Source organism: Salaquimonas pukyongi, assembly GCF_001953055.1.
In the GTDB taxonomy this organism is placed as follows: domain Bacteria; phylum Pseudomonadota; class Alphaproteobacteria; order Rhizobiales; family Rhizobiaceae; genus Salaquimonas; species Salaquimonas pukyongi.
Map to the genome: position 1 here is coordinate 306,182 of NZ_CP019044.1, position 12,782 is coordinate 318,963.

13 protein-coding genes and 1 tRNA gene are annotated in these 12,782 nt (G+C 57.8%); 6 read left to right on the forward strand and 8 right to left on the reverse strand.

The window, feature by feature from the left end; translation table 11 throughout:
* Positions 1–8: 8 nt before the first annotated feature.
* A complete protein-coding gene (gene argB, locus BVL55_RS01610) occupies positions 9–914 on the reverse strand; it encodes an acetylglutamate kinase (protein ID WP_075995440.1) in 906 nt (301 codons plus the stop codon).
* Positions 915–1,077: 163 nt separating this feature from the next.
* Here argB and BVL55_RS01615 point away from each other — a divergent pair, with 163 nt between their 5' ends.
* Both BVL55_RS01615 and BVL55_RS01620 read left to right on the forward strand, forming a co-directional pair.
* The gene (locus BVL55_RS01615; protein WP_075995441.1) at positions 1,078–1,632 is read left to right on the forward strand and encodes a sigma-70 family RNA polymerase sigma factor; all 555 of its coding nucleotides are present in this window, start codon (positions 1,078–1,080) and stop codon (positions 1,630–1,632) included.
* The gene (locus BVL55_RS01620; protein ID WP_075995442.1) at positions 1,625–2,509 is read left to right on the forward strand and encodes an anti-sigma factor; all 885 of its coding nucleotides are present in this window, start codon (positions 1,625–1,627) and stop codon (positions 2,507–2,509) included. Before BVL55_RS01615 ends, BVL55_RS01620 begins: the two co-directional genes overlap by 8 nt.
* 13 nt (positions 2,510–2,522) lie before the next feature.
* Here BVL55_RS01620 and yihA read toward each other — a convergent pair whose 3' ends face one another.
* The 5 genes from yihA to rpmH all read right to left on the reverse strand — a co-directional run bounded on the left by yihA (position 2,523) and on the right by rpmH (position 6,616).
* Positions 2,523–3,248: a ribosome biogenesis GTP-binding protein YihA/YsxC gene (gene yihA, locus BVL55_RS01625; protein ID WP_083649305.1), complete on the reverse strand. Its 726-nt coding sequence runs from the start codon at positions 3,246–3,248 to the stop codon at positions 2,523–2,525.
* Positions 3,235–3,906 carry a CatB-related O-acetyltransferase gene (locus tag BVL55_RS01630; protein ID WP_075995444.1) on the reverse strand — a complete coding sequence of 224 codons (672 nt, stop codon included), beginning with the start codon at positions 3,904–3,906 and terminating at the stop codon, positions 3,235–3,237. Before BVL55_RS01630 ends, yihA begins: the two co-directional genes overlap by 14 nt.
* A gap of 182 nt (positions 3,907–4,088) precedes the next feature.
* The gene (gene yidC / locus BVL55_RS01635; protein WP_075995445.1) at positions 4,089–5,954 is read right to left on the reverse strand and encodes a membrane protein insertase YidC; all 1,866 of its coding nucleotides are present in this window, start codon (positions 5,952–5,954) and stop codon (positions 4,089–4,091) included.
* A 4-nt stretch (positions 5,955–5,958) separates the two neighbouring features.
* On the reverse strand, positions 5,959–6,396 hold the full coding sequence (locus BVL55_RS16910; protein ID WP_244530559.1) for a ribonuclease P protein component: 438 nt from the start codon (positions 6,394–6,396) through the stop codon (positions 5,959–5,961).
* 85 nt (positions 6,397–6,481) lie between these two features.
* Positions 6,482–6,616, reverse strand: a complete 135-nt coding sequence (rpmH, locus tag BVL55_RS01645; RefSeq protein ID WP_075997813.1) for a 50S ribosomal protein L34 — start codon at positions 6,614–6,616, stop codon at positions 6,482–6,484.
* A gap of 399 nt (positions 6,617–7,015) precedes the next feature.
* Between rpmH and BVL55_RS01650 the strand changes: the two genes are divergently transcribed.
* From BVL55_RS01650 to BVL55_RS01665, 4 genes are all read left to right on the forward strand, one after another.
* Positions 7,016–7,828 (forward strand): TVP38/TMEM64 family protein, encoded by an 813-nt coding sequence (locus tag BVL55_RS01650; protein WP_156892587.1) that lies wholly within the window; start codon positions 7,016–7,018, stop codon positions 7,826–7,828.
* Positions 7,829–7,878: 50 nt separating this feature from the next.
* Positions 7,879–9,306, forward strand: a complete 1,428-nt coding sequence (locus tag BVL55_RS01655; RefSeq protein ID WP_075995447.1) for a dihydrolipoyl dehydrogenase family protein — start codon at positions 7,879–7,881, stop codon at positions 9,304–9,306.
* A 3-nt stretch (positions 9,307–9,309) separates the two neighbouring features.
* Positions 9,310–10,809, forward strand: a complete 1,500-nt coding sequence (locus BVL55_RS01660) for an ATP-binding protein (RefSeq protein WP_083649306.1) — start codon at positions 9,310–9,312, stop codon at positions 10,807–10,809.
* 223 nt (positions 10,810–11,032) lie between these two features.
* A tRNA-Arg gene (locus BVL55_RS01665) sits at positions 11,033–11,109 on the forward strand.
* A gap of 152 nt (positions 11,110–11,261) precedes the next feature.
* Here the strand turns inward: BVL55_RS01665 and BVL55_RS01670 are convergent.
* Positions 11,262–12,188, reverse strand: coding sequence for a hypothetical protein (locus tag BVL55_RS01670; RefSeq protein WP_244530560.1), 927 nt, complete (start codon positions 12,186–12,188; stop codon positions 11,262–11,264).
* A 101-nt stretch (positions 12,189–12,289) separates the two neighbouring features.
* A complete protein-coding gene (locus tag BVL55_RS01675; protein ID WP_075995449.1) occupies positions 12,290–12,643 on the reverse strand; it encodes a hypothetical protein in 354 nt (117 codons plus the stop codon).
* Positions 12,644–12,782: the final 139 nt, after the last annotated feature.

Sequence of the window (12,782 nt, forward strand, 5' to 3'; positions counted from 1 at the left end):
ATTGACACTCAGGACGGCAAAATCAGCGTTCCCGCGCCGTGCTCGGTGAACAGTTCGAGCAGCACTGCATGGGGCGTCTTGCCGTTTAGAATGACGACGCCCTCCACGCCCTTTTCAATCGCCTCAATACAGGTTTCCACCTTGGGGATCATGCCGCCGGCAATGGTCCCGTCCCTGATCATTGCCTTGCACTGGGTAGCCGTGAGTTCCTTCTGGACGTTCTTGTCCTTGTCCATCACGCCGGGGACATCGGTCAAAAACAGCAGCCGCTTGGCGCTCAGCGCCCCGGCAATCGCGCCGGCAAAGGTATCGGCATTGATGTTGTAAGTATGGCCATCCCGGCCCGGCGCCACCGGCGCAATCACGGGGATCATCTCCGAACGGGCCAGCAGGTCGAGCAGGGTGCGATCCACTTCAGTGACGTGGCCGACAAACCCCAGATCGAGCATTTTTTCGATGTTGGAGTCCGGATCAATGACGGTCTTCTTCGCCTTTTCCGCGAACACCATGTTACCGTCCTTGCCACAGAGGCCGATCGCCCATTCGCCCTCGGCATTGATCATGGCGACGATTTCCTTGTTGATGGATCCCGCCAGCACCATCTCGACGATTTCCATCGTCTTTTCATCGGTAACCCTCAAGCCGCTCTCGAAGCGCGACTGGATCTGCATCTTTTCCAGCATCTGGCCGATTTGCGGCCCGCCGCCATGGACGACGATCGGGTTGATGCCCGACTGTTTCAACAGTGCAATGTCGCGCGCAAAGGCCTGGCCCAAAAGCGCATCCCCCATGGCATGCCCGCCATACTTCACCACAACCGTGTGGTTTTCGTATTTCTGCATGTAGGGCAGGGCCTTGGACAGCAGCCTCGCCTGTTTTTCAGGTTCACTCAGATTGTCGAAGTTTTCGCTCATGGTATCCTTGCTGAATGAAAGTGGCGCTCTAGCTGGTTCGGCCCTTGCCTGGGCTTGCCGCAGCCCTAGTTTTGGTCCTGTTTACCGTCTATGTTTGAAATAGCAATCGGTTGCCGGTGCCCGGGGCGCTCGCGGCGGTTTGCCACCGATATGGGAAGCTGAATTGCCGAACGAACCCAATGCACCGGATTTGCACGAACTGTTGTCCCGCGTCGCGCTGGCTGACCGCGCCGCCTTTGACACGCTCTATGCTGCGGCAAGCCCGAAACTTTTCGCCGTGCTGATCCGTATTCTGAGAGACCGGAGCATGGCTGAGGACGCTTTGCAGGAAGTGTTTGTAAAGGTGTGGCAAAAGGCGGACGGGTTTCGCTCCGGCAGTCAGGCGCCGATGGCATGGCTGTATGCGATTGCGCGCAACCATGCCATTGACACCATCCGTGCGCAAAAACGTCTCCATGATGATCTCGACGATCATCAGGAATTGTCGAGCCCGGAGCCTGACCCCGAGCAGGCCGCCGTTGCGGCCAGTGAACGCGAACGCATTGATAACTGCCTTGAGGAGTTGGAACCCCAAAAGGCGGAAGCGGTGGTCTCCGCCTATATGGAAGGCTACAGCTATCAGGAACTGGCGGACCGCTATTCGGTACCGCTGAACACGATGAGAACCTGGCTGCGCCGCAGCCTCATCAGTTTGAGGAAGTGTCTGGACGATGGCTAAGCGGCAGGAAAAAGACCGCGATGATCTGGAAGCGCTGGCCGCCGAATACGTTGTCGGCGTGCTGGAAGCTGATGAACGCCGCCGTTTCGAGGCGCTGGTTAAGACGTCTCCCGAAGCTGCCCAGGCGCTGCAGCGGTGGGAGAACCGCCTGCACGGTCTTAATGAAGGCTATGGTTCGCAGCAGCCCCCGGCCTCGATCAAAAAACACATCGACAAGCGCCTGTTTCCCGATGCCCGTCAAAACAGCGGCGGGCTGTGGCAGTCGCTTGCCTTCTGGCGCGGTTTCAGTCTCGTCGGCACGGCAGCTGCCGTTGCGCTCGCCCTTTGGGCGGCCGGCCTTTCCGGCGAGGTTTCCCAAAGCCGCATTGCCTTGATCGATGCGGAGAAATCCGCCGCCGAAGCCCAGCGAAATCTCAAGGCCTATGAAGGAGAACTGGCAGCCCGTGCCGGGCGTCTTGCCGAATTGGAAAGCGAACTGGCGCAGACCCGGTCAGGGCTTGAAACCGCGCAAGCGGAATTGGCCGAAATGGCCGAACGCAGTCAGCCGATCCTGGTGGTTTCGCTTGAATCGGGCGATACCGATTACCGTTTTCTGGCCGTCCATGAGGAAGGTTCTGACGAAATGCGCATGACGCTGGTCTCTGGCGACGCCCAGGCAGGCAAGGACTTTGAACTGTGGCTGGTTGAGCCGGATAAACAGACCGTGTCGCTTGGCGTCATCAGTGAGGGCAAATCGGCGGTGGTGCTGGCGCCCGAACATGCTGGCGTTCTTGAAAAAGGCGGCCTGCTTGCCGTTTCCATTGAGCAGAAGGGTGGTTCGCCCACAGGCATTGCCCAGGGCCCGGTGGTAGCGGTCGGGGCGCCGCAAAAGCTCTGAATGCCGATATAGCCTAGAGCAATCCCGCTATCGCCGCATAAAATTCGCCAAGTCCTGTTTTCTTTTCCGATGAGGTCGCGATGATTTCGGGGTAGGCGGCGGGATGGCGCTTGAGCGCTTGAAGGGTCTCCGCCTCCAGCCTGGCAACGGCAGGTGGCTTGATCTTGTCGGTCTTGGTCAGCACCACCTGGTAGGAAACGGCCGCCTTGTCGAGCAGCGCCATGACCTCTTCATCGTTCTTCTTGATGCCATGGCGCGCATCGATCAGCACGAATACGCGCTTTAACGTCGCCCGGCCGCGCAGATAGTCGAAAACCAGTTTCGTCCATTGTTCGACCTGCGCCTTGGGCGCCTTGGCAAAGCCGTATCCCGGCATGTCGACGAGTGCCAGTGGCGGCAGATCGCCCGCTTCGCCGCTGTAACCGTCGGGAACGAAGAAATTCAGCTCCTGGGTGCGGCCCGGCGTGTTCGAGGTGCGGGCCAGCCCCTTCTGGCCGAGAAGGGCATTGATCAACGAGGACTTTCCCACATTGGAACGTCCCGCAAAGGCAATTTCCGCCGGGCCTTCCGGTGGCAGGAAGGGCATTGACGGTACGCCGCGAATGAAGACCCAGGGCCTGGCGAAAAGCTGCCGGCCCTTCTCGGCAAGGACCGGATCGGGGCCGGGCACGGCACCAGACGCCGCCCGGGATACGGCAGCTGGAGCAGCATTGGCCGCTGCTTGTTTATCTTCCGCCATCGTTGGTGTCGCCCTTTGCTGGTGCGGCTTTCTGCAGTGCATCAATATCTGCGCCCCGGATGGCGTCAATGGCTGCCGAAATTTTGTCAGCGGGCCAATGCCACCACGCCAGGTCAAGCAGCCGGGCGATGCCGGTTTTGTCAAACCGCAATTTGAGCACCCTCGCAGGATTGCCGCCTGCAATGGCGTAGGCCGGAATGTCGGAAACGACAACCGAGCGCGCTGCAACAATTGCCCCGTCCCCGATGGTAACGCCCGGCATGACAAGGCATTCCCGGCCCATCCACACGTCATTGCCGATGACTGTGTCGCCGCGGCTCTGGGAAACCCAGGCTCGCGGGTCGAAGCCTTTTTCCCATCCACCACCAAAAATGTTGAATGGATAGGTGGAAAAACCGCCCATGGCATGGTTGGCACCGTTCATCAGGAAGGTTGCCCCTGTCGCAATGGCCGTGAATTTCCCGATAATCAGCCGATCGCCATAAAAGTCATAGTGATACAGCACATTGCGGTCCTCGAACCGTTCGGCGCCGTGCGGGTCGTCGTAATAGGTGTAGTCGCCAACCTCGATGTTGGAACGGGTGATGAAGTTTTTCAGGAATGCCGTTCTGGCAAAGCCTTCCAGGGGGTAGAGAGTATTCGGGTCAGGTCCGTGCATTTGGGAACTCCGCAACGCTTGCATTTCACGAAAGATGAAAAGCGGCCAACCGCGATCAATGCCGGCTTTTGAACTGGCAGGGAAGGGTATGGGGCCGAGCGTTACTGGTTCATTGGCAGGACACTCCTGAAATTGGGGCTTTCAAGTACCAAGTCTAAACCGCAATCACGATCATGCCCAGGCTATTTGCTGGGTGTGTCGCCCTTCTGGCGGTTGAACATGCTTTTCAGATTGTCCCATAGCTCGATCTTGACGCCGTGCTTTCGCATGATCACACCCTGCTGGGCAATCGACAGGGTATTGTTCCAGGCCCAGTAGATGACCAGACCGGCCGGGAACGTCGCCAGCATGAAGGTGAAGACAATCGGCATCCATTTGAAGATCATCGCCTGGGTTGGATCTGGCGGGGCGGGGTTCATCTGCATCTGCAGGAACATCGTAATGCCCATGATCAGCGGCCAGATGCCGATGGCAAGGATCGCCAGAATGGCCGGGCTTTCAAAGGGCAACAGGCCGAACAGGTTGAGGATTGAGGTCGGGTCAGGCGCCGAAAGATCCTGAATCCAGCCGAAGAAGGGTGCATGGCGCATCTCGATGGTCACGTAGATGACCTTGTAGAGTGCAAAGAAAACCGGGATCTGGATCAGCATCGGCCAGCAGCCCGCCGCCGGATTGATCTTCTCCCGCTTGTAGAGCGCCATCATCTCTTGCTGCATCTTCAGCCGGTCATCGCCTGCCTTGGCCTTGATCTTTTCCATCTCCGGCTGGACTTTTTTCATCTTCGCCATCGAGGCGTAGGACATGTTGGCCAGCGGAAACAGGACTGCCTTGATGACCACTGTCGTCAGCAGGATGGCAACGCCGAAATTCCCGACCTGGTGGTAGAGCCAGTTCATCAGCTTGAAGAGCGGCTTGGTGATGAAATAAAACCAGCCCCAGTCGATCATCAGATCGAAGCTCTCGATGTTCTCCGACTCCTGATAGGCGTCGACCACTTCGGTTTTCTTCGCGCCACCGAAGAAACGGTGCCCGACCTGCTGTGTGCCGCCCGCATTGACGGTCAGCGTTTCACCAAGATAGTCGGCCTGATAACGCTCGCGGCCGGAATCGAAATAGGCAAAGCGCGGCTTGAAGCTGCCATCTGGAATAAGCGCCGTCGCCCAGTATTTGTCGGTAATGCCGAGCCAGCCACGTTCATGGGTCTCGCTCAATACCTGTTTGTCGTCCTTTACGTCGGAATAGTCGACTTCCTGCAGGCCATCCTCGCCGAAGACGCCAATGAGCCCTTCATGCAGCACAAAGATGTTGGCCGTCTGGGGCGTGCCGAAACGGGTAACCCGGGCATAGGGCGAAAGGGAAATCGCATTGCCGGAATTGTTCTCAATCGTATCCTCGATCGTGAACAGAAAGATATCGTCAAGGCTGATGGTACGGCGGAAGGTGACGTTCTTTGCATTGCGCCATTCAAGCACGACCGGGTTGCCGGGAGAGAGTTTGTCGTTTCCGGAAACCTGCCATTCGGTTTCCGGTCCCGGTACATCACCCGATTCAGCCGATCCGACAAAACCGAACTCGGCAAAATAACCTTCCGATGTCTGAGAGGGAGAGAGCAGGGTGACCAGCGGGCTCGTCTTGTCGATGGTCAGGTGGTAATCCTTCAGTCGCAGATCGTCGATCCGCCCGGCTTTCAGATTGATCGACCCGATGATGTGATCGTTTTCGAAGGCAATGCGGGCTGAATTGGCGATTGCTGCCTGCCGCGTGGTGGCCGATACGCCCGGAACAGCGCCATCGGCAGGATTAACGGCAGGAATGTCCCCGGAGGTGCCGGCATTGGGCAGATCGCCCGCATCCGATATGTTCTCACTGCCAGCCGTTTCATCCTTCTGGCTTGCCTGACTCTGCTCAACCTGCTGGCGCTGGGCTTCCAGTTCTGCGGCCTTGCGTTCGGCATCCAGCTTCGGGCTGACATAGAGGAATTGCCAGGCAATCAGCACCAGGACTGAAAGCGCGATTGCAAGGATCGTGTTCTTGTTCTGGCTGTCCATGATATTATCCGTTGGCGGGCCGCGGGGCCTTCTGGCTGCTCGTTGCAGCCTTTTTGCTTTTTGACAGCAGGCGGTCAATGCCTTTTGTCAGTTCTAAAACCATTGCCTGATGGGAAATGTCCAAGGCACGGCGCCGTGCAATGAGAATAATCTCGCCGCAGATCGCCTTTTGCGGACCAGGCATTTCACGCTTTGCATTGTCTGCCGCCGCTGCCACTGCGTGGCGCAGCCTGCGCTTCATGCGGTTGCGCTCGACGGCATTTCCCGTCTTGGCAGTTACCGTATAGCCGGCTTGCAGCCCGTCTTCGTCCTCGCATGGCTTTATGTTGCCCAGCAGGGTGCAGCTTTCCAGCACGGTTTTTGGCGAGCGCCGGTTTGCGATAAAACGGGCCCGTTTGCGAACGGTTGGCAAAAGCCTGGGATGTTGATGTTCAGATGTCACCGCTTCTTCCAGCAAAAAGCCCGGACGGGCCGGGCTTAAAACTTGTCTGCGTGTTTGTCCGCAGCACTGTTAACGCCGCTCGGCGTCAGGCACTCAGCCGCTTGCGGCCTTTGGCACGGCGTGAGGCGACAACCTTGCGGCCGCCGGTGGTTGCCATGCGTGAGCGGAATCCGTGGCGGCGCTTGCGCACCAGTTTACTGGGTTGAAAGGTCCGTTTCATCGCTTCTTCCTGCCCGCTGGCAGGCCTCGGTTTGTTTGTCGTTCCGGGAGCGGAAATCCCGGCACCTGGCCGGTTGTCCATCGCTGTTTTGCGCAGCATGGCTTGCAGATTTCCGAAGTTGCGCGGCTTATAGTGTCAGTCCGGGCGAAAGTCAATCGAACTCGACCCTACGCAGCCAACGGATTTGTGCAGCGGTAACGCCGCCGTGATGGCAGGTAACGGCAACGTCAAATGGCAGTGAGAATGGGCGTGAAGCCTTGCATCCGCGCTGATTTACGGTGATTTAACGCCACCCGGTGTGTTCAGGCGGACTATTTTAAGCATAACCACACAAAATAGCACAAATGCCATGGAGCACGCATAGGTTGAATGTTATGAACACCACAATGGCGAGAGATGATGGCTTCCACGGAACCTAACTCAAAGACAGATAGCCCGGCCTCCGGCCATGGCGGGAGCGAAGCCGGCCCTGCCGGCCCTTCTTCCGTGCGTAAATGGCTGCCGGTCGGGGTAATCGCTGCCCTGCTGGGAGGTGCATGGTTTGCCGGGCTGTTCGACTACATCTCTCTTTCCTCAATCATCATGCACCGCGAAGCACTGGGCGATTTCGTCAGCAGGAACTTCATTCTGGGCATTGCCGGTTTCATTCTTCTTTATGCCGGTCTGGTGGCGATCTCCTTTCCGGGTGCCTCGCTTCTGACCATCGCGGCAGGTTTCTTGTTTGGCGGCCTTGTTGGCGGCATGGCGACCGTTGTCGGCGCCACGCTTGGGGCGGCGATTATCTTCGAGGTTGCCAGATCCTCTTTCGGCGACACACTGGAAAAGCGCACCGGCCGGTTTGTCGAGAAAATGCGCAAGGGGTTTCAGGAGGACAGCTTTCTTTATCTGCTGACCCTGCGTCTCACGCCGGTGTTTCCCTTTTGGGTTATAAACATCGTGCCGGCACTGCTGAAGATGCGGCTGGCGCCTTATGTGCTGGCGACGTTTATCGGCATCATTCCGGGCACCCTTGCCTATTCCTATATCGGCTCGGGCCTCGACAGCGTCATCATGGCGCAGGAACGGGCTAATCCCGGCTGCGCGGCGCAGGGAACCTGCGAAATCGATCCCGCCTCGCTGATTACCGGCGACGTGATTATCGCCATGGTGGCGCTCGGCATCATTTCCCTGTTGCCGGTGGTCGTCAAAAAACTGCGGGGCAAACGGCAATAAAGCGCCGCCGCCTGATGGCGTGATCGCTGTAGCGTTCTGGAAGGACTGTCATGACTGAAACACTTACCCCCGACATTTGTGTTATAGGCGCCGGTTCAGGCGGGTTGACCGTAGCTGCTGCCGCTGCCTCGTTCGGGGTTGAAGTCGTGCTGATCGAAAAAGGCAAGATGGGCGGCGATTGCCTCAACTACGGGTGTGTGCCCTCAAAGGCCATCCTTGCAGCCGGCAAGCACGCCCATGCGATTGAAGAGTCCGCCCGGTTCGGGGTCTTTGCCGGCAAACCCAAGGTGGAATTTCGCAAGGTCAATCAGCATATCAAGTCGGCCATCGCCGCCATTGCGCCAAACGATTCCGTGGAGCGGTTCACCGCCCTTGGCGTGAAGGTGATTGAGGCCCCCGGCCGCTTCACGGATCCGCGTACCATTGAGGCCGGCGAATACACGATCAAGGCACGGCGGTTCGTTGTCGCCACCGGTTCATCTGCCTTCGTGCCACCCATTCCCGGTCTCGATGCAGTGGACTATTTCACCAACGAAACCCTGTTCGACAACACCCGGCGCCCTGGCCACCTCATTGTCATCGGTGGCGGGCCGATCGGCATGGAAATGGCCCAGGCCCATCTGCGTCTTGGCTCCAAAGTCACCGTCATCGAGGGCCTGAAGGCGCTCGGCAAGGACGACCCGGAACTTTCCGCCATCGTTCTGGAAAAGCTGCGTGGCGAGGGTCTTGAGATAGTGGAAGAGGCAATGGTGAGCCGCGTTGCCCGCCGTGGAAAGAACGGCGTGCGGGTTCACTACAAGCTTGATGGCAAAGAGGGTAGTGTGGATGGCACGGACCTGCTGATCGCCACCGGCCGCGCCGTCAATGTGGAGGGCCTAGGCCTTGAAGAGGCAGGCATTCGCCATGACCGCAAGGGCATCGAGGTAAAGGCGGACCTGCGCACGTCCAACCGGCGCGTCTATGCCATTGGCGATGTGGCAGGCGGCCTTCAATTCACCCATGTTGCCGGTTATCACGCCGGCCTCGTCATTCGCGGCATCCTGTTCCGGCTGACGGCAAAGCCGGACAACCGCATCATCCCCTGGGCAACCTATACCGACCCCGAGCTTGCCAATGTCGGATTGACCGAGGAAGAGGCCCGTAAACAATACAAGGATATCCACGTGCTGCGCTGGCCCTATCATGAGAACGATCGCGCCATTGCAGAAGGCAAGACAGCCGGCATGATAAAAATGATTACGGACCGCAAGGGCCGCATCTTGGGGGTCGGCATTGCCGGCACCGGCGCCGGAGAAATGATCAACATGTGGGCGCTGGCGATATCGCAGAAAATGAAAGTCAAGGATGTGGCCGGTTACATTCCGCCCTATCCTACCATGGCAGAGATTGGGAAAAGGGCGGCAATCACCTATTTTGCTCCCATGACCCGCAAGCCCTTCGTCAGAAGCCTGATAGGCTTCTTGCGCAAGTTCGGATAGGCGATGCTCGAAAAACCCGAAGCCAAGAACAAAACCGATGTTCCGCAGCAAGGCGGGCATGATACCGTTCGCGGACGTCATTTCCGGCAGAGCGTTGCCCGTGGCCTTTCAGGCCGCCTTCTGGTGCTGACGGTCATCTTCGTGATGATTGCCGAAGTGCTGATCTTCGTTCCCTCGGTGGCGAATTTCCGCAATGTCTGGCTGCAGAACCATCTTGATACCGCCGAGGCGGCCTCCATCGTCTATCTTGACGAAAGCGACATCATGCTGTCGCCGCAGGCGCAGAAATACCTGTTGAAGGCAACCCAGTCGCTTCAGGTTTCCATTCGCGAAGGCGCTGTCAACAGGCTGATGGCTTCCGGTCCTGCGCCAGGCCCTGTCACGGAGCGCATCACGCTTGGAACGATGCAACCGATGAACACGCTGCGTTCGGCCCTTTCGACGCTGTTGTTTGGCGGTGACCGTGTCTACCATGTTTCCGGGCCGATGAAGTCGGGCGATGCAGTCATCGAACTGGTCCAGATGGACAGCTATCTGCGCGATGCAATGCTCAACTACGCGCGCAACATTCTGCTCATCTCGCTGGTCATCTCCCTGATCACTGCCGGGCTTGTCTTCCTGGCGCTCTATTGGCTGATTGTCCGGCCGATCATCCGTATTTCCTCCAACATGGATGCGTTTTCAAGGCATCCGGAAGAGGCGGCGCTGGTCTATCGCCCGACCGGACGAAAAGACGAGATCGGCATTGCCGAGGCCCGTCTCTCCTCCTTGCAGAAGGATCTTCAGGCAACCCTGCGCCAGAAACAACACCTTGCAGAACTCGGCCTGGCCGTTTCCAAGATCAATCATGATCTGCGCAATATCCTGGCCTCTGCCTATCTGTTTTCCGACCGGCTGACCGGCGTTGCCGATCCCACGGTTCAGCGCCTTGCCCCCAAACTCGTCAGGACCATTGACCGGGCCGTGGAATACACAAGATCGGTGCTTGCCTACGGCAAGGCGGTTGAACGTGCGCCCGACCTTCAGGACCACAGCCTTCATGCCCTGGTGGAGGAGGTTGGCGAGACCCTGTCTGTGGAAAAATCCGCCCACATCGAATGGCGCAATCTGGTTCCGCAGCAACTGCAGCTTCGATGTGACCGGGAAAACCTGTTTCGTGCCATTCTCAATTTGTGCCGCAATTCGGTACAGGCGATGGAATCCCTGCCGCAGGATGGCCGCTCTCTGTCACTGGAAGTAACGGCCGCCGAAGCGCCGGAAGGTACCTCCATCCGCATCACCGACACCGGTCCCGGCATCCCGGTGGAGGTCCGCGAAACGCTGTTTAACGCTTTTCAGAGCTCTGCCAAGGCCGGCGGTACCGGGCTCGGCCTCGCCATCGCCCAGGAACTGGTGCGCGGCCATGGCGGCTCGATTGCGCTTGAAGAAACAGGCGCAGGCGGATCGGTTTTTCGTATTGATCTGCCGGCCGGCGGCAACCCGGCTGCAACGCAAGACCGGTAGTCCCGCACGGGTCGGTGCGGGTGTCCGCTCGTGCGGCCCGCTGCCGGGACCAAGCGGCGTATGAAGCTCCGGGAGCCGGCGGGTTCGGGATCGAAATTTGCTGAATCCAAGCTTGCTTTTCGCTGCCATTGCCTTTACCTGTTCGCCGGTCCTGACATCCGGCGTTTGGCATGGATGATGGACCCAAGGTCCGTTCCCTGACACAGCGGTTTCAGGACCCAGCGCACCCGTAGCTCAGCTGGATAGAGCACCAGACTACGAATCTGGGGGTCAGGAGTTCGAATCTCTTCGGGTGCGCCAATTTTTTCAAGGACTTAGCGGATTTCGGTGACAATCCTGGACTCGTTCCAGGCTCACCTTAGTGATAGGTTTTCCACTGGTTATTGGTGGTGAGCCTAACCGGTATTTGAAATCCCGCAGCCTGAGAGCGCCAAACTTCAAGCCTGACTTGTCTATGTAATTGGCAGGATTGGTTGGATTGCTTCAAAGCCTTTGGTGCGTTTGAAATCCATCTGGTGAACAAAGTTCCGCAGTGAATCAGATGGGTCTATGTGTTCCAGATTGAGGCTGGCAAACGTCTCACGAACAAATTTCACCGAGAGTATTGGGGTGGGTCTCATATGACCCGTTTGGCTATCCAGCATGTTCGTTCGACAGGTGACGTGCACCTCACCAAGCGGCAAAATCTGAAACAAATCTCCAGCCACCTTAAGGGCAACGCTCGCAACGTAGTCTTGATACAGTTCGTTAAACTCGCCTACCGGCATTTTCGTTTCTGACAGCCTGCCGCTCGCCAGTTGCTTCCGGCGAAAATCGGGTACCACCTCATCGGTGTGAACCTCGGCAATTGCGTGGACTATTCCCTGTGCAAATCTGAATTCAATATATGAGCCAATCCTGTCTTCCGCTGACAGCGACTGCATTTCAGCGACGACTTCCTTCATCGCTTCAGGATCACCCGCTAGTAGTTTTCGCGCCATGGCGTTGTCGCTTACCCACTCGGCGTAATCACTGCGGTATTTTTCGAGCGCTTTTTGATCCTCTTCTGTATCGCGCTCTTTTGCCTGCAAAAAGGAGTTGATGAGCTTTTGTTTTCGCTTTTCGGTGCCGCCAAATAGTTTGTCGAAAAAGTGGGGTTTGAAGTTCTTCATCGCCGGAGCAAGTTTCTCCCTATGGCGCGTACACTTGTTTGGTTTCTGGGGTTCGCCCAGGTGAGCGACTGAGTGCCAATCAACGGTGTCGGAGAGGCTGGTGTGGATAGTGACTAAGTTGCGGATGTGCTCTTCCCAATCATCCACTGCTTGGGCGGCATCAGCGGCAATTGCTTCTTTTTGCTCTTGTTTGTATCGCCGCTGCGCCTCTCGCTCCGCCGCGCGCATGGCGGCATTGACTGATCGTAAGGTTCCTCTCCATCCCATGCGTCACATCCCCACCCAAATGCACAACCACGAGGTTAAAGTTAGCTGATTGTGCACAATTATCAAATGTGCCTGGGTATCAGTGGCGCAATAGTCTTCGCCGAAAACGGCTTGCTCTGTCGCCCCTCGATCATCAGCTTCACGAACATCCGGTAGTTGGGCAGATTTATGAGATCACGGGGCGTGGGGATATCTGCCGCCAGTTGATTGGCGAGCAGTCCAGCATCCGTGGCACCGACTCGAAACACCATGAGTGTTCCCACATTGCCGAAAATCGCTTCCAGCACGTCCGTGGAAAGCTGGGTAGTGTGCTGGTGTGCGAGAACCAGTGCCACGCAGCATTCACGCCGTGCACCGCGCCCGCCGCGGCGGACCTTGCCAAGGTTTTCCCGCGTGGTTTCAATTGCTTCGCTCATGACACCTTGTCTGCGGAAGCCGGATCTGAAAGGTCAATCCAGATTGTCTTCAGTTCAGTGTACTGATCAGGGGCGCTTTGGCTGTCGGGGTTGTTCTGCCATCGGCAATGACCATGGCAGACCATGCCATGGCGAAGAC